Origin of the sequence: Catenovulum sp. SX2, assembly GCF_052056295.1 — a bacterium.
GTDB lineage: Bacteria > Pseudomonadota > Gammaproteobacteria > Enterobacterales > Alteromonadaceae > Catenovulum.
Window position 1 is genome coordinate 1,911,043 of the sequence record NZ_CP182493.1, and the last position, 17,622, is coordinate 1,928,664.

The 17,622-nt window shown below is 40.0% G+C and carries 11 protein-coding genes and 1 pseudogene; 7 read left to right on the top strand and 5 right to left on the bottom strand.

Translation table 11 applies throughout. From position 1 onward, the window contains the following. Nucleotides 1–19 precede the first annotated feature (19 nt). From ACMZOO_RS08030 to ACMZOO_RS08040, 3 genes and pseudogenes are all read left to right on the top strand, one after another. Nucleotides 20–433 carry a CBS domain-containing protein gene (locus ACMZOO_RS08030; protein WP_440906165.1) on the top strand — a complete coding sequence of 138 codons (414 nt, stop codon included), beginning with the start codon at nt 20–22 and terminating at the stop codon, nt 431–433. A gap of 84 nt (nt 434–517) precedes the next feature. Beyond that, nucleotides 518–1,294, top strand: a pseudogene (locus tag ACMZOO_RS08035) (PAS domain-containing protein); the annotation flags it as partial. A gap of 117 nt (nt 1,295–1,411) precedes the next feature. Next, a complete protein-coding gene (locus ACMZOO_RS08040) occupies nt 1,412–1,837 on the top strand; it encodes a methyl-accepting chemotaxis protein (RefSeq protein WP_440906292.1) in 426 nt (141 codons plus the stop codon). Nucleotides 1,838–1,843: 6 nt separating this feature from the next. Here the strand turns inward: ACMZOO_RS08040 and ACMZOO_RS08045 are convergent, their stop codons facing one another. Both ACMZOO_RS08045 and ACMZOO_RS08050 read right to left on the bottom strand, forming a co-directional pair. Beyond that, nucleotides 1,844–3,073 carry a hypothetical protein gene (locus tag ACMZOO_RS08045; RefSeq protein ID WP_440906166.1) on the bottom strand — a complete coding sequence of 410 codons (1,230 nt, stop codon included), beginning with the start codon at nt 3,071–3,073 and terminating at the stop codon, nt 1,844–1,846. 79 nt (nt 3,074–3,152) lie between these two features. Beyond that, nucleotides 3,153–3,530: a hypothetical protein gene (locus ACMZOO_RS08050; RefSeq protein ID WP_440906167.1), complete on the bottom strand. Its 378-nt coding sequence runs from the start codon at nt 3,528–3,530 to the stop codon at nt 3,153–3,155. A gap of 120 nt (nt 3,531–3,650) precedes the next feature. Between ACMZOO_RS08050 and ccoG the strand changes: the two genes are divergently transcribed. From ccoG to ACMZOO_RS08065, 3 genes are all read left to right on the top strand, one after another. Continuing rightward, nucleotides 3,651–5,084, top strand: coding sequence for a cytochrome c oxidase accessory protein CcoG (gene ccoG, locus ACMZOO_RS08055; protein ID WP_440906168.1), 1,434 nt, complete (start codon nt 3,651–3,653; stop codon nt 5,082–5,084). A gap of 2 nt (nt 5,085–5,086) precedes the next feature. Beyond that, complete coding sequence (prsT, locus tag ACMZOO_RS08060) at nt 5,087–7,852, top strand: XrtA/PEP-CTERM system TPR-repeat protein PrsT (protein ID WP_440906169.1); 2,766 nt, start codon at nt 5,087–5,089, stop codon at nt 7,850–7,852. A gap of 87 nt (nt 7,853–7,939) precedes the next feature. Beyond that, nucleotides 7,940–9,046, top strand: coding sequence for a choice-of-anchor A family protein (locus ACMZOO_RS08065; RefSeq protein WP_440906170.1), 1,107 nt, complete (start codon nt 7,940–7,942; stop codon nt 9,044–9,046). Nucleotides 9,047–9,085: 39 nt separating this feature from the next. On the opposite strand, the gene ACMZOO_RS08070 is transcribed toward ACMZOO_RS08065, so the two are convergent. From ACMZOO_RS08070 to ACMZOO_RS08080, 3 genes are all read right to left on the bottom strand, one after another. Next, nucleotides 9,086–10,363 (bottom strand): O-acetylhomoserine aminocarboxypropyltransferase/cysteine synthase family protein, encoded by a 1,278-nt coding sequence (locus tag ACMZOO_RS08070; protein ID WP_440906171.1) that lies wholly within the window; start codon nt 10,361–10,363, stop codon nt 9,086–9,088. 760 nt (nt 10,364–11,123) lie between these two features. Further along, nucleotides 11,124–12,302 carry a pectate lyase gene (locus ACMZOO_RS08075; RefSeq protein WP_440906172.1) on the bottom strand — a complete coding sequence of 393 codons (1,179 nt, stop codon included), beginning with the start codon at nt 12,300–12,302 and terminating at the stop codon, nt 11,124–11,126. Between the two features lie 272 nt (nt 12,303–12,574). Next, nucleotides 12,575–14,593, bottom strand: a complete 2,019-nt coding sequence (locus tag ACMZOO_RS08080; RefSeq protein ID WP_440906173.1) for a glycoside hydrolase family 97 protein — start codon at nt 14,591–14,593, stop codon at nt 12,575–12,577. A 554-nt stretch (nt 14,594–15,147) separates the two neighbouring features. On the opposite strand from ACMZOO_RS08080, the gene ACMZOO_RS08085 reads away from it, so the two are divergent. Beyond that, on the top strand, nt 15,148–17,616 hold the full coding sequence (locus ACMZOO_RS08085) for a TonB-dependent receptor (protein WP_440906174.1): 2,469 nt from the start codon (nt 15,148–15,150) through the stop codon (nt 17,614–17,616). Nucleotides 17,617–17,622: the final 6 nt, after the last annotated feature.

Below are 17,622 nucleotides of genomic sequence, written 5' to 3' on the forward strand. Positions count from 1 at the left end.
AAACTGAAGCGAGGTTATTTTGAGTATTACCAATATAATGAGCGCCAAGGTTGTGTCGGTAGAAATGGATGACTCATTAGCCGAGGTAAAACGCATTTTTGATAATGCTCATTTTCATCACCTTGTGGTTATCGCCAACAATAAACTTGTTGGCGTAATATCAGATAGAGATCTATTCAAAGCGCTCAGTCCAAACATTAACAGTGCGGGTGCTACAGCAAAAGATTTAGCCTGCTTAAACAAAAAAGCCCATCAAATCATGTCGCGCGAACCGATAACCTTGCCAGAGTCAGCTAGCATCAAAAATGCAGTTGATACATTTAACAAGCACAAAATTTCTTGCATTCCAATTGTTGATGACAACAATCAATTAAAAGGAATCGTTAGTTGGCGCGACATCATGCGCAAACTCGGTGACGCATACAATAAATAACCAATTCACCTCAAGCTCACTGGTGAAATTCGCTAAAGTTAACTAGGCTTAATAACATCTAATTCGGTTACGGCTTATAACTTTATGTGGTTTCAAACTAATCAAACGCGCCAACAACTTGCGCAATTACAAACCTCGTTAAACGAAACCAATTGTGATTTAAATGCGATAAAAGCCAATGTCGCCTATATAGAGTTTACCCCCAAAGGTGTGGTGCTAAACGCCAACAAGTTATTTTGCCAAAGTATGAAAGTAGAACTTAGCCAAATACAAGGCAAACATCATAGCAACTTTTGTGATCCCAGCTATGTGAACTCAACTGAATACAAAAATTTTTGGCAAGATATAGCTGCTGGGCAATCAAAAGCAGGTGTCTTTTATCGAATAAATGGCCAAGGGCAAGGCGTTTGGTTGCGAGCTAGCTATTTCCCGGTAAAAAATGACCAAGGCCAAGTAGTCAAAGCGATAAAAATATCTGCCGAAGTAACCAAAGAAAAAACCAACCTAGACGAAATGTCTGCAATTTACAAAGCAGTTAATAAAAGCATGGCGATTATCAGTTTTACCCCAACAGGTGAGATCATTACCGCCAACCAGAACTTTTTATCCACAGTAGGTTATTCGTTAAAAGATATCCAAGGTAAACACCATAGAATGTTTTGTTTTGATGACTTTTACCAACAAAACCCCAATTTTTGGCCAGACCTTGCCAAAGGCAAATTTTTTGATGGTCAATTTAAACGCAAGCGTGGGGATGGTTCGACTATATACCTAGAAGCTACTTATAACCCTATTTTCGATAACAATGGCAAAGTAAACCATATCATTAAGTTTGCCTCTGATATTACCGCCAGAATAGAAATTGCCGAAGCAATTAAATATTCAGCGGTCAGCGCTGGTCAAACATCAACAGAAACGTCAAAAACGGTTGTGTCCGGACAGACAAAAATATCCAGCAGCATAGACTCATCACAACGTATGTCAGCGCAAGTTAATCAAACTCGCGAACTTTCACAAGAACTGTCAAAGCAGTCTAACGAGATTGGAGAGATAATAACCACAATCAATAGCATAGCTGACCAAACCAACTTACTTGCCCTAAATGCTGCGATAGAAGCTGCGCGAGCGGGTGAACACGGTAGAGGTTTTGCAGTAGTAGCAGACGAAGTGCGCAGCCTATCAAAACGCACCTCAGATTCAACTCAAGAGATTTCCGGCTTAATCAATAAAACTCAAAGTGTCGCAAATGACATGAACGCACTGATAGCACAAATTGAAGCACTATCAACTGAATCGCAAAACAATATCAAAGAAGTTGCAGACATTATGGACAACATTAAGCACGGCGCAGACCAAGTAGTTCAGCAAATATCTGAAGTTATCAAAAAGTACCAAGACAGCTAATTTAGGTTACTTACGCATCCACCCTAGTGCAGCAAAAACAGACATTGAATGATAGTCTTGCTCACGCAACAACTGTATGGTTTGGTTATCCATATTTACTGCGCGTAATAGCTCAAGAATATCGTCTTTTTCATCCATATTGGCACTTGCGAGCATTTTATATTGGGTGAACGCTTTAGCTTTAGCTATCAATTGCTGCAGTTCAAGCTGGTCACCATTGTCCTTGTCGAAAACTGGAATAGCTGGAATATAATTGCAATTTAACGCATCAATAATTTTATGTAACACAGGCTCAGCAAGTTGCATTAAGTTGGCAGTAATTTCACCGCTAGGTTGGTAACTTTCAATCGCTTTCACTCTAAAATCACTCAAGCGCTGTGACGCAGATTTTATACTATCCTGCTGTACCTCTTTAGCTAATGCTGATAGCAAGTTGAATAAAGTCAATTCAGCAAAAACACTCATATACCCAAGTAAAAACACTATGTGTAAATCTTTGCGCTGTTGTTGGCGCGCAATAAATAGCGCAGATAAAGCCGTCCAATAAGCAAAACAGCGAAATCTCGCCCAAGGTTCTTTTAGAAAATCTTTTTGCTGAGCGACAACTCGCTCAACATACAAAACCGGTATTAATGCGGTTGTCCCCTTTACGTTCAAAAAGTTAATCGCTTTTTTTACATCGGTAGAGTCTTGGTTTTTAAAATAAGATTTGCATTCAGTGGTGTTGGTAAAAAAAGTAATATGTTCGGCTAACCAGTTACACGGCGTTAATACTGAATCAAGCCCATTTACCGACAACCTTTCGTCACCTAATACAGAAAAAATCCGTTTGAAGTGGCCTAAATCTCGAGTGTCGGCAAAATATTTCAGCGGATAATTATTTAACACACCTTCTAATTGTTTCTCTAACATCAGATCTATACTGCGATGAACAGCGTTGATTTTTTCTTGTTGACTATTTTTATCTGACTGGCGTTTTTTAAGTGCTTCTATCTCAACTTCGAGTAATTGGCGATTTAATTCAGATTGATAGGCTTTTTGCTCTTCTTCTAAACGAGCTTGTAAGTTGCCTTGGGCTAAATAATGATAAAAAGTTTGTTCTGCAGACAATAAACGTGGTGATACAGCATTTCGTTCTTTGTAACTTAAGCGCACGTGCGCCTTTTTTTTAAGCTTAAGATCTTCGATAGGAGTAGAAACATCACCATCAAACGGAATATCATCTAAAAAAGACATACGACTCCTTTTGCCTTTGTATCGCAGCTAAATACACCAATATAGATTTATCACATTTTACGAACAAAAAATCAACAAATTAGTTATTTTTACTCAGTGCTGCTTGCGTTTTTATCGCTTGGCGACACACATCAGCTAAGTTTCTATCACTAAAAATAGGGTGATAAGGTTCATCTGGCTGATAACAATAATTTTCGATAAAACGACTAATAGATTGTTCACTTCGACTAATTTGTTTTAAGTGTTGTTGCTCAGATGGGGCGAACTGATCAAACCTATGGGTAAAGTGCTCATGCAAATCAGACGGTTTAATCATACTGTCCGATTTAGTTACTGAACCTGCCGATTGCCAAACATCACCGACAATGCGTTTTTTATACTTCTGAAATTCAGGTGTTTGCCATATGTGCATCGCCGCAGCAATTAGCACAATCCAAATCAACAACTTCTTAAACATACTTGATCCATAACATAAAAAGGCAAAAAACGTCGAATAATGGCTTAGTTTTACTTTAGTTAACCGCTATACTTAGTCGTTAACAAGCCAACGTGACATCAATAGAGCCTATCCTAAGCTATGACGGACAAAATTGATATAAAATCAGACACCACTCCGGTTAAAATTCAACCAGCCAAACGCTCTACTAAATCTAACAAATCAGCTCGCAATCGTATTTATGTACGTGCAGTGCAAGGTCTATTTCAAACTGTCCGACGCCGAATGGGATTTTTGTTTATGGCGGCCTTTATGCTGCTACCTTGGCTACAATACAATGGTAAACAAGCTATTTTGTTTGATTTACAAAATCAAGAGTTCAATATTTTCTCGCTAACCTTGTGGCCACAAGATCTTATGCTACTGGCATGGATATTTATTATTGCCGCTTTTGCACTGTTTTTTGTTACCACTTTTATCGGCCGAGTTTGGTGTGGTTATATGTGCCCACAAACAGTGTGGACTTTTATTTTTATTTGGTTTGAAGAAAAAATCGAAGGTAGCCGCCACCAAAGAATGAAGTTAGACGAACAGCCTATGTCTCAACCAAAGTTCTTTAAAAAAGCTCTGAAACACAGCTGTTGGGTATTATTCAGTTTGCATACTAGCTTAACTTTTGTTGGATATTTCACTGATATTGCCAGCTTGTATTTAGATTTTTTCACCTTTTCAGCCGGATTCTGGTTGAGTTTTTGGGTGTTATTTTTCACAGCTTGTACATATGGTAACGCAGGTTGGATGCGTGAAATTATGTGTACACATATTTGCCCATATGCGCGCTTTCAAGCAGCTATGTTTGATAAAGATACCTTTACTGTTTCTTACGATACCAACCGAGGTGAAAGCCGCGGGCCAAGATCACGCAAAGCTGATCCTGCTTCTCTCGGCTTAGGCGACTGTATTGACTGCAACTTATGTGTACAAGTATGCCCTACAGGAATAGATATTCGGAACGGTTTGCAATACGAATGTATCAACTGCGGTGCCTGTATTGATGCCTGCGATGGGGTTATGGACAAAATGGGCTACCAAAAAGGCCTAATTAGTTACACCACTGAGCGTATTTTAGAAGGCGGCAAATCACATATCTTACGCAGCAAACTCGTAGGTTATGGAATAGTATTAATTGTGATGATGTCACTATTTGCCAATGCATTGATTACCCGCAAGCCATTTGAATTGGATATCATTCGCGATCGTAATCAACTGTACCGTGAAAATTTTGATGGTCATATTGAAAATACTTTTACGCTAAAAATTCTGAACAAGTCACAACGAGACGTGATTTACCATTTATCCGCAGATGATTTGGCCGAAGATTACCAATGGCTAGGCGAACAAAAAGTATTAGTACACGCGGGCGACGTTGCCAGTGTGCCTGTCAGTTTAGTGGTTGCACCTGAATATTTGCACGAAAAGAAAACTGATTTTTATTTTGTAATCACTATGCGACCAGAGGACGGCGAACCAGTTACCTTGTATGAGGAAAGCCGATTTTTTAATCGCTTTAGATAATTATGAAAGCTTTAATTTATGTTTGCTTATGCGTTGTTAGTTTATCAGCACCACTTCAGCTATTAGCAGAGTCGCAGCGCAATCAATATTATGAGGCTGCGTTAACTGACTATCGCCAAGGTATGTTGGCTGAAGCTGTGATTAACCTTAAAAATAGTTTACAACAATCACCAAGTTATACCCCAGCGCGTATTTTGTTGGGGCAAATATATGTTGAACAAGAAGACTATATTTCAGCTAACAAAGAGCTGACAATTGCGCTGAGTGACAATGGTGACTGGCGCAAAATTTTACCTTTATTAGTGCAAAGCAAAATTCAGCTATCAGAAATTGATCAAGCAATTGAATTGATTGAATCCTTCCCATTTGAACGAGATGCAGACATAGTTATTTACCGCGCTCGATTGGCGATGCTCAAAGAGTCTTATTCAACAGCGGAAGAAGCTGTAGCGCAAGTTTTACAAAATATACCAACACATACCCAAGCTCAGCTTCTGCAAGCAGAGCTATTGCTCAAACAAAACGCGCTTGATTTAGCGATAAAACAAATAGAACAAACGCTTAACGCATCCCCCAATAATATAAAAGCGCTATTATTATTAGCTCAAAGCAAACAACAGCAACAAGATTACTCCCAAGCGCTCGCAGCATATGATCGTATATTATCTTTGCAACCTGAGCACACACTTGCCTTGTTTGGTAAAACCTCGTTATTACAAAAACTAGAGCGCACGGAAGAATCGTTAGCTTTGAGTTTGCGCCTGCGCGACAAATTGCCGAACAATCCTTTTGCCAAGTTACTTCACGCCGTTATCGCAGGTTCAAATCAAACAGACGAACGTGAAGTAAAAGAGATTTTAAATGATATCAACGCTCAGTTATCTGTCATTGACCAAGAGAAAGTACCGAGCAGTCAGATAAAACTAATGTCAGGTTATGTTAATTATTTAAGTAAAAACTACCAGTCAGCCAAACGAGATTTTCTAAATTACAAACTGAATAATCCCGACGATTCAGCAATTTACAAATTGCTTGCAGAAACTGAAATCAAATTAAACACCCCATCGCAAGCTTTGTTTTATTATCAAGAATATTTGCTACGCCAGCCTGACAACGAACTAGCGCTGGCGAGAATGCTGTCGCTGGCCAAAAACCTATGGTCGCTTGAAAAGTATGCCAAGCGACTTGCCCAAGCGCGCATACAGTTCCCTGAAAACATTTCTTTTCGCAATCACCAAGCGGCAGTTTTTATTGCACAGGGGCATAAAGAAAAAGCTCATGCCTTGTTAAAAACAGCGACTCAAAGCAATATTTTTCAGTTGGATTTACAGCTCAGTCAGTTGTTACTTGAAATCGAAGAATACAAACTTGGCGGTGAAATAATTTCCGCATTATTAACACAGCAACCACTGAATCCAATCAGCCATCAAACAGCAGCAGAACTCTATGTAAAAGTGGGTCAAATAGAGCGAGCAGAGCAATTCCTTCAGCAAGCCTTACAAATCCGTACCGATTATGCGCCGGCATTGTTATTACTTGCTAGCTTAGCGGTAAAGCAAAATGAACTCCCCCAAGCACACAATTATTTACAACAAATTGAACATAAAAATACCACCTGGTATCAACTGAGTGCTTCACTAGCCATGCAGCAAAATGACTATGTAACAGCACTTAATCACCTGCAGGCTTCACAAAAATTAGCAACTGAGCTATCAACCACCAAAGCCATAATTGAACTACAGCTGCGCTTACAGCAATACAATGATGCGAGTCAATTACTCAACCAAGCTCTAGAACAAACCAACTTAGATGCCGAGCTACTGCATTTGCAGATAAAACTGCAATTACTGACAAATCAACCAACCAACAACAAAACTTTCAATACCCTATTTGGTTTGTATTATGACGACGCTGAGCAACTTTTCGAGTTATATAGCTTGGCCGCGCGCGCCAACAACCAACAAATTCAGCAAAAGCTCATCCGTCGAATTGGCCAACTAGAGCATGACCACACTCGTTTGCTTTATGTACAGGCACAACAAGCAATCAATCAGACGGACATAAAAACAGCAAATCAATTACTGCAACAACTCAAATTTGCTGACAAACAAAACGTCTACAAAGTTGCTATTGCTGAACTAGAGTACAACTTAGCTTACCAACAAAAAAATTGGCCGTTAGCTCAACAAATTATCCGTGAGCTATTTGCAAACACCCGCAGCGCTCAGCACTTTAAAGCTTATGTTGGCGTGGTTTTACAACAACAGCAATTTAACCAAGCTGAACAGCTATTGGATGATTGGCTGAGCATTCACCCTAAAGATGTGACTGCAATAAATTTACAATCACAGGTATTACAACAACTCAATAAAACAGATAAGTTGTTGGATTTATTGACATTAGCCAATAAACAAATGGAAAACGCTGTCATTTTACATAAACTAGCGCATTTATTGACGGATACATCATTTTCACAAGCAATGCAGTATGCAAAACGAGCAGTTGAGTTAGCACCAAAAAACCCCGCATTTACCGACACATACGGCTGGTTATTATTTCAAGACCAACAATACGATAAAGCATTGGAATACTTGAGAATTTCAGAATCATCCTATGCTAAAAACCCTTATGTCCAGTACCATTTATCAGCGACCTTAATTGCACTAAAACGCAACAATGAAGCACTAGAAATTTTACAAAACTTGCTAAAACAACCACTTCCAGATGATATAAAGCTTAAAGTTGAGAATTTATATAAAAGCTTATAATTTTTTAAGCTGATCATTGAAATTGGACAAAAAATCACCTAAACTTGCCCGACCAGTGTTTAGTTGTTGTTGTTTTGGTGATAGTTAATGAAGTTTAAATCTCTTGCGCTAGTTTCTTTATTATTCTCAGCCCCTGCTTTAAGTTATGAAGTCAACCTTGGTGTTGCTGCTGACTACAACATTTTTGTGCAAAATGATTTTACCCATACAGGCTACGCCGACTCGCAAGGCAAAATAGCCGTTGGTGGTAATGCTTCACTCGACAATTACGATGTCGCGGTAAATTTTAGCTCGACAGAAGGCCGAGATGGTGTGCAATTTTGGCAAGGTGAAACTGGTTATGCTGACGTACTTGTCGTGCAAGGCGACCTCAGCACCAATCGAAACTCCAACCAAATTAAAGGTAACTTGGTTTTAGGCGGCGACCTATATAAACAAGATAACCTTGTCAACGACATAGATGCCCTGCCATCATGGGAAAATCCAGTAAACGGCGAAGTATTTAGCTACGATCATAATCCAATTAACTTTGATGCTGCGTTCGCAGAATTAAATAAGTTATCTGAAGACTTAGCTAATATGTCTAATACAGGCAGCTTGGTTGCAGAAGGCAATCAATGGTGGACCAGCACTTCTAGTTTTATTTTCACCCCAGATCAGGACTTGGTTGATGAAGCAGGTGCGTTTATCGCGACCATAGATGGCGAAACACTGAAAAACGCAGCTGATTTTAAGTCAGTCGATTTAGATCCAAATACGCCAATTATTATTAACGTCAGTGGTAAAAACATTAGCTTTGATTCAATCAACTACTATGACAGCTTAGCTCAATCGTATGCGGGTCCATATGACACTACTCGCGCTGACAAAAAATCACCTAGCAGTATTTTGTATAACTTCTATGAAGCAGAAACCATTGAATTCAGCGGTGGATTTATGGGCCATATCCTTGCACCAAAAGCTGATTTCAGCTATCTAGGTGGTGACTTAAGTGGTCAGCTAATTGCTAAAAGCATGACCAGCAACGCTCAAATGAACTTATGGCAAGGTTTATATGATGAACCAACAATTGGTGGCACACCTGTAGTATCAGAGCCAAAAACCATCGCCTTTTTCTTATTGCTGGCCGGTTATTTAGTATTTAATCGTAAAAAACGAGTTGTAACCCCAAAAGCAACTTTAGCCGCAGCTTAATCTAGTAGCCAATACCCCAAAGGTTATTGGCTAATTAAACTAAACGCTCACTGCATCTAATGCTTGGCTAACATCAGCGATAATATCGTCAATGTGCTCAATGCCTACAGAAATACGTACGAGTGATTGGCTGACTCCAGCACTTTGCAATTGTGCAGGGGTTAACTGCCTGTGTGTGGTTGAAGCTGGATGACAGGCTAGCGATTTAGCGTCACCAATATTGACTAATCTTAAAATCATTTTTAGTGCATCAATAAATTGCGCGCCAGCTTCGGCTCCGCCTTTAATATCAAAACTTAAAATTCCCGATGCCTTGCCGCCAACTATTTTTTGGCATGTTTGATAATAAGGGCTATCGGGTAAAGCGGAGTAATTCACCTTGTTCACTTTGTCATGTGATAATAAAAATGCGGCAAGTTTTTCAGCATTTTGACAATGCCGTTCAATTCTTATCCCAAGTGTTTCTAACCCTTGTAATATTTGAAACGCATTCATTGGCGCAATAGCAGCTCCAGTCACCCTAAGTGAAACCACTCGACAGCGAGTAATGTAGGCTAATTCGCCCAAAGCTTCGGCAAAATTTAAATTATGATAAGCAGGCTCTGGATCGTTTAACACTCTGAAACGTTGTTTATTGGCTGCCCAATCAAATCGACCAGAATCGACTATCATGCCACCTACTGCAGTGCCATGACCGCCAATGTATTTGGTTAGCGAATGAACAACAATATCTGCGCCAAATTCAAAAGGTTTGCATAAATATGGCGTTGCCACAGTGTTGTCTACAATTAGCGGCACACCATGCCTATGTGCAATATCTGCAAGCTGAGCAATATCAACAACATTACCTGCAGGGTTGCCAATAGACTCACAAAAAATCGCTTTGGTTTTATCGTCAATCGCAGCTTCAAAACCAGCAAAATCGTCGGCAGATACCATTTTCACATCCACACCCATACGCGGTAAAACTTGGGTAAACAAGGTATAACTGCCACCATATAACTGGCTAGTACTAACAATGTTGTCGCCCAACTCTGTTAATGATTGAATCGCGTAGGTTATCGCCGCCATGCCAGATGCCAAAGCAAGCCCAGCAACACCACCTTCCATTTGCGCAACACGTTTCTCCAACACTTCAGTGGTTGGATTCATGATCCGAGTATAAATATTGCCTTTCACTTTCATGTTGTTTAAGTCGGCTCCATGCTGAGTATCATCAAAGGTATAAGATGTGGTTTGATAGATAGGTACAGCTGCCGCTTTAGTTGTCGCCTCAGATTCATAACCATGGTGCAGCGCTAAAGTTTCTAATTTCACTTTATATAATTCCTGAATGGTACTTTCGGGTGACACGATATTTGATTGAATTATTAAAATCAAATCCTCATGCCGACTACAACTAAGCTAGATATAAACGAACAGACCTGATAGGAAAGGAAGTGGTTCGGATGGAAAAGTACATCAAAGTGATGTGTATTTGTTGCATACCCTGTGTACGCGCCCTCACGGCGCTGAATCGAGGTTAGTGTTACCAATTGCACACTTGGCAACACTATCGATTTTTAAAATGCCACTACAGGCAAAACCAGCAAAAATAATACCCAAACCATAACATCGTAGACAGCGTCTTTTACTTTTTGTGAAATATGCATTGTTAATCTCCCATATTGATGAAGACTTTCACACAGACAAACACTGCGACAACATAGAAAGTTTTTAGACCTTAAAGCTAACTAACCTGAACTAAACCAGCTTAAAGTGCTTCAATTTAAAACTCAGATGTAGATATTATCGGCGTTTTTTGTAGGTAAAGTGATTGGCTGAAACTGCAGATGAGAACTAAATCTCGAACAGGATAAATATAATAAATTTAATGCGACATTCGACACAAAAAAACGGCTGACTAATCCATTAGCCAGCCGCTTTGCACATACACAAGGGGATAAGTAACTCAGCTAAGAGCTAGAGCAATAATTTAGAGCAAAATCTCTTTTTCATGGATGAAAAAGCGAAGCTTACAAGGATGTACTTGCAGCGTTTTTGTGAAAATTATGCTCTAGTTCTAGCATGGTTACGCCTACAGACCTGATACGTCTGAAGTCGATACATCACAAGCTGCGGTATTCCACGCTTCACCATATTTAGTTGAAGAGCTGCCTTTTTGTACACCTTGATACTCTTCACAAACTGGTGGATTACCAGAGCCATAGTTTTTAATACGCAAGTTGCGGATAGTTGCTTTATCACCATAGTTGCGGTTTACACCGGCAATTGAACCAATAGTTGCATCAATATTTACATCGTAAACAATCAAATTACGCGGGCCACCATTGTCGGTACAGTTACCACATGAACGCCATAATTTGCCGTGGGTACCATAAGCGGTAAAGCCACCAGCAACTATAGTTGTACTGTTTTTCGAGTTGTGTTGGAAAATTTTATCTGGAGTGCCGCCGTAGCCAGAAGTTGAGTTATAAGCAGAGCCACCAACAATCGTCATAGTGCCGCCTTCTGATTTATTAGTTGCCGCATCTTCACAAATATCGTTCCAAGTAACGTCAGCTAAAGTACAGTTACCGCTAGAACAGTGAATACCATCAGCACCACCAGATGAGGATAATTTAACGTTGCGAATTGAAGAATTTTTTAAGGTTAATACAGCGCCTTGGCTTTCATCATCACCAACACAGCTTAAGCCTATGGTTTTACCACCACAGTCAACAAATCTATTGGTTAGAGTTGCACCTGCATAACATTCGCTTGAAGAGCCAACTTTTTGGAAAGTCCACAACTGGCCAGCGCCACCCCAATAAGAATATAAACGCGCGTCTGCCCCAGCAAACATGCTTACACCCCAAACATCAATGGCTTTGTTGCTGAATTTTGAAATAATTGAATAGTAACTGCTGCCGCGATCATCAATGTACCATCTTTGATTTTCGGCACCTGTGTAATCCCATTGACGAACTTCGGCACCGTCGCCAGCGTTCCAACCCCAAACGTCTAGCGATTTGCCACTGTGGACAGGGCGAATTGAATAACTGCCATCACCTAAATCAGTCACATCAAATTGCTGATTACTATAACCCAGGGTGAACCAAGTCATAACGTTAGCACCACCAGCGGTACTAAAACTATCAACATCTAACGCGTTACCATTTAGTTTTGAAACAATAACATATCGACCAGACGATAGTGCAGCGATACTGGTCGCAGAAAAGACCATTAAGGCCAATGCGATAATTAATCGACTCATATTTTTTCCTAATTTTGTGTGTAAAGTGTATAAAAGCCACTTAGCCACCGGTGGCATTTTAGTAACGGCTAAAAACTAAAAACGGTTGTGCAGTGGCAAGATTCATCGATTGGTTTGTGTCCCAATGCAAATGAACACTAAAAATACTAAAGTATTATTAAATTATTTGAAAGTATTTTGTTAAAAAAATTTAAATTTAATGATATTTGAAAACAAAAAAGGAGTTGCCAGCGAACCGACAACTCCAAAGACAGGGGGATTTGGAATAAAAACTAAAGCTTGCTAATGCGTGCAGTGTAACCGCCAGAAGGCGCTAACTTCATCACAAGCTTGTCGTTAGCTGTGACAGTTTTAACAATTTTCTTGTAATCTTCTGCCCAGCGTGCGGCGTTAATGCCATCTTGGAATATCTCAATCTGGTATTTTTGCCCTTTGTCTAAGAAAGACAAATCTAACGCTAATTCACGTGCATACTCATCATTTAACGTGCCGACAAACCAAGTATCACCATGTTGTCGAGCCAAAGATATATAGTCACCAATTTTGCCATGTAATACTTTTGTTTGGTCCCAAACAGTTGGTACTTTCGCCATAAATGCCGCACATTCATGCTCTCTGCGATAATTTGTTGGCGTGTCTGCCATCATTTGCAGCGGGCTTTCAAATACAGTTAACATCGCCATTTGATGCACACGTGTTGTTTGGCTCATTGGTCGCTCAAAACGAACGGTAAAATCTTTATGGTCAGCATCAACACCTTTGTAAGCCGCTGGGCCTTGGGCATTTGACATAGCACCAGGTGTATAGTCCATAGGACCGGCAACCATACGGATAAATGGTAAAATTGTATTGTGTTCTGGTGTGCTATCTTCACTCCACTTGTTCCACTCCAAACCTTTCACACCTTCTCGTGAAATTACATTTGGGTAAGTGCGGCGCAAACCAGCTGGTTTGTATGAACCATGGTAATCAACTAACAGTTTTCTTTTTGCTGCTTCATCGGCTATTTTCCAATAAAAATTAACCATTTGTTGATCATCACGCTGGAAGAAATCAGGCTTGATACCCACTGCGCCCAACTCGGCAAATCTGTCCATAGCTTGATCAAATTGGTCGCGCAAAGTTAACCAAGAGGTCCATAAAATAATGCCAACACCTTTTTCATTTGCATGGGCAATAATTGCAGGTACATCCATTTCCGGTACAGTCCCCATCAAGTCACCTAGTGGATACCAACCTTCATCTAAAATTACGTATTCAATACCGTATTCCGCAGCAAAATCTATGTAATATTTATAGGTTTGAGTGTTAACGCCCGCTTTAAAATCAACGCCGTATAAGTTGTTGGCGTTAAACCAATCCCAAGCGACTTTACCTGGTTTAATCCATGAAATGTCTTGTACTTTGTTTTCAGCCGCCAACTGATAAGTCAATTGATTGGTGATCAGTTCACCGTCGTTTTGCGCTATCGCTAATACACGCCACGGGTAGTTACGTTTACCCTGAGTACGGGCTAAATAATCAGCGCGTTTGGTAATAGGCTCATTGCGGTCAACCCAAGGTTTTAACGCTTGTTTCTCAAGTGGATAAGCCGGAAAAGTTGCAACTAAACCATTCGAACCTGTGCCTTTTAGCCACATACCCGCATAGTCGTGTAAGTCAGTTTCTGTCACCAATACTTTAATTTGGTTCGATTCAACAAACGCTGGTGTGCTGGCTAAAGTCGTCGCTGCAACATCTGCTACTTTTTGATAGATGTAACTTCTTTCGTTGTGCGAATAAAAACCTTCTTCTTCCGGTAAATACACGTCGGCTTGTTTAGCAAAGTTGAACTGTGCAATTTCATCTAACACAGTAACCTTGTTGTCTAAATCAGTGATAAAGCGGTAAGCCACACCATTGTCAAACGCTCTAAACTGTACCTTGTAGCCATTGCTAAAAGTGACCGTCAGCTGATTGTAGTGATCATGGATCTTAGCTGATTTTACTTTTACTTCAGGGGTAAGCCACTGGTTAACTGTATCGCTCTGGCTGTCAGTTATGCGAACTTGCTCAGATAAGTTTTTATAACCCGCCAATTTTAAATCAATCATTGAAGGTAAAATGACTGATTTACCCGCGACATTGACAGAATATTTTAATGTTTGCGCGTGCTCTAACTTAACCTCAATTTTATTGTCCGGCGAATTTAGCGTGAGCGTATTTGCCCATGCAGGCGCTAGCGCACTGACTGCCGTTGCTGATATGACCAGCCCATGTAAGCAGGCTTTTTTAAGTTGCATGAATTTCATGAATACATCCTCGTTTGTCGATAAATGTTCAAACAGTAGCTTAAACGTTTAACCTAAGATAATGGATCTTTTTTAAACAAACAAGAAACCTTTTATAAATATTTTACAACATTTAATTTTTATATATAAAAATCAATTACTTAAACTGTCACTTTTTTAACCTATGCCAAGAAGCAGCGCTGACCTTTCACACCGCCTCACCACAACAAAAATAACCACATGATATATAAAGACTTTATTTTAAATTAAATATTTTCACCCCGCACTTTGCCGACTAATTTTCTTGTTAATCATGCAGTTAATTTAAAAATACCAGTGTTAAAACACAACATGGTTAACATTAATTAAACATTTTTCATTGACAATAAAATAAATCTGCCTATTATTTATTCTTAATCGTTACAGAAGATTTTAAACAGAGGTATTTTTGTAACGTTTACCCTGATACAAACAACAATAGTCAGGAAGCAAAATTAAACCAATCTACTAGACTCTAGAGGTTGCGATTTAAGTTGAAACGAATATTGAAATGCTAATTGAGGAGCACAATACTGATGTCCCATTCAAACTTAAACAAAAGTAAAATAAGCCTAGCAATTGCTGCAACCTTGGGCTTGAGCATGCCAGCTATCGCTCAAGACCAAGCTGAAGAAAATAATAAAAAGAACGACTCTTTTGAAACTATCGTAGTGACAGGTTCACCCGGTGGTCGTACTCAAATTGAGTCAGCGGTTGCGGTAACCAGTGTTGACGCTGAAATGATTAAAGATTTCCAGCCAAGCTCTGAAGCTGAAGTGTTCCGTATGATCCCAGGTATCCAAGTAGCTGGTACATCAGGCCCAGGTGGCAACTCAAATATTGCAGTGCGTGGTTTACCGGTTGCAACCGGTGGTTCACCTTTTGTCCAAATACAAGAAGATGGTTTACCAACCGTATTATTTGGTGATATTCAATTCGGTAACAACGACTATTGGACTCGTTTTGATGCTTCGGTCGACAGAGTTGAAGGTGTACGTGGTGGTACAGCCGGCACTTTTACCTCACAAGCACCGGGCGCTATTATCAACTACATCAGCAACTATGGTGAAATTGAAGGCGGTTTTGTTAAATTAACTACAGGTCTTGGTTACGACGAAAACCGCGTTGACTTTCGCTACGGCGGCCCAGCTGGCAACACAGTCAATTTCCACCTAGGTGGATACATGAAAAGTGGTAAAGGCCCACTAGATGCTGGTTACAATGTTAGCGAAAGTTTCCAGCTAAAAGGTAACTTAACTAAATTTTTAGCCGACGATGTCAGCTATATTCGTTTCTTATTTAAAGTAGCAGATACTCAAGAGCCAAACTATACAGGTGCGCCAGCGCTAGCTAGCTATAGTGGTAACAAAATAGACAATGTTAAACCATTCCCAGGTTTTGATGGCCGCTCTCAATCAAACTACTCAATTCACAACCAAGAGTTTTTAATTGTTAGTCGCCAAGGTGATTTAGAAAGAGTCAAAATGTCAGGCATTACCACTCAAGCTTTATCGCTTGGTAATGAATTACACTTTGAATTTGCCGACGGCATAGTTTTAGACAATAAACTCCGTTGGACGGATATGAGTGGCGGTTTCACAGCTCCATTTTTAAATGCAACACCAACTTCAGGCGTGATTGGCTCTGAAGTGAATGGCGCAACAGTTGCGGAAATTCGTTACGCCAATGGTCCACAAGCAGGCGACGTTTATAACAAAGAATTTTTAAATAACAACACCAATGTAAGAACTAACATTCGTGATATTGGTAGCTTTGTAAATGACTTAACTTTGTCAAAAGAATTCGACTTTGCCGGTGACATTTTCACTGTCCGCGCAGGTTATTTCTTTATGAATCAAGACATAGCAATGGACTGGCACACTAACCGCACATTCTCAGAGTTAAGTGGTGACGATCCAGCAATGTTAGATTTGTTTGACGATGCTGGTAACCAGTTAACCGCCAATGGTATCGCAGGTTTTAACGATAACTGGGGTTCGTGTTGTGCACGTGATTATGACCTTTCTTATACCAATACAGCGCCATACGTATCATTAGATTACGACACAGAATTAATGACGTTAGATGCAAGTATACGTCGCGAAACCGTTGATGCGTCAGGTTGGACTTACGCAGGCGGCGCTAGTTTTATGACGGATATTGACGGTATTAGCATCCCGACTATGATTGGCAACGGCAGCAGTGAAAAATTAAACTACTCAGTTAGTTACGACTCTTGGACCGTTGGTGGTTTATACAAGCTAAATGAAAATAATAGCTTGTTTGCACGTACATCACGAGGTGGCCGTTTTAATGGTGATAGACAAACCGTTAGTGGCAAAATTGAAGCAGATGGATCGTTAAACCAAGTAGGCCAAACGGCCGCAGTCGACTTTGTGAATCAGTCTGAAATTGGTATTAAACACAGAGGTGATGTATTAGGTGGTTATTACACCTTTGAGCTGACCTTACTACAAGGTGATTTCAAACAAAGTACCTTTGAATTATCAGCCACTCGTTGTCCAGGTGGTGCAGGCGGTTGTGTCATTGATGCTAAATACGAATCAACTGGTGCTGAAGTATTAGGTTCATTGCGAGTGGGTGACTTCAGTTTAGTTGGTAACGCAACCTTTACTGATGCACAAAAACAAGCAGCAGGTTCAACCGACTGGGTTAGAGCAGATGGTATCCCAGATTTAATTTATACAGTTTCTTCAAGCTATGACGTAACTGAACAAGTTAGAGTGGGTTTAAACGTGACTGGTCAATCAGATTCAATTGATGGCGCAGGTAATGAATACCCAGCATCTATGACTTTCGGTGGTCACATTGCTTATAGCCCAACCGAAAACTTAGAGTTTACCATCCAAGGTTACAACTTAACCGATGAGTTTGATTTACGTGGTAATGGTGGCTTAGTTCAAAGCTCTAGCTCACAAACAGTAATTTCGGGTGCGCCAGCGATTGGCCGTACTATGAAAGCATCTGTGAGTGTTAAATTTTAAGGCACA

What these genes read in the sequence shown, in the direction of transcription:
- ACMZOO_RS08080 (WP_440906173.1), bottom strand. Translation starts at nt 14,593, where the DNA reads ATGAAATTCATGCAACTTAAAAAAGCCTGCTTACATGGGCTGGTCATA.
- ACMZOO_RS08085 (WP_440906174.1), top strand. Translation starts at nt 15,148, where the DNA reads ATGTCCCATTCAAACTTAAACAAAAGTAAAATAAGCCTAGCAATTGCT.
- ccoG (WP_440906168.1), top strand. Translation starts at nt 3,651, where the DNA reads ATGACGGACAAAATTGATATAAAATCAGACACCACTCCGGTTAAAATT.
- prsT (WP_440906169.1), top strand. Translation starts at nt 5,087, where the DNA reads ATGAAAGCTTTAATTTATGTTTGCTTATGCGTTGTTAGTTTATCAGCA.
- ACMZOO_RS08045 (WP_440906166.1), bottom strand. Translation starts at nt 3,073, where the DNA reads ATGTCTTTTTTAGATGATATTCCGTTTGATGGTGATGTTTCTACTCCT.
- ACMZOO_RS08040 (WP_440906292.1), top strand. Translation starts at nt 1,412, where the DNA reads ATGTCAGCGCAAGTTAATCAAACTCGCGAACTTTCACAAGAACTGTCA.
- ACMZOO_RS08075 (WP_440906172.1), bottom strand. Translation starts at nt 12,302, where the DNA reads ATGAGTCGATTAATTATCGCATTGGCCTTAATGGTCTTTTCTGCGACC.
- ACMZOO_RS08065 (WP_440906170.1), top strand. Translation starts at nt 7,940, where the DNA reads ATGAAGTTTAAATCTCTTGCGCTAGTTTCTTTATTATTCTCAGCCCCT.
- ACMZOO_RS08050 (WP_440906167.1), bottom strand. Translation starts at nt 3,530, where the DNA reads ATGTTTAAGAAGTTGTTGATTTGGATTGTGCTAATTGCTGCGGCGATG.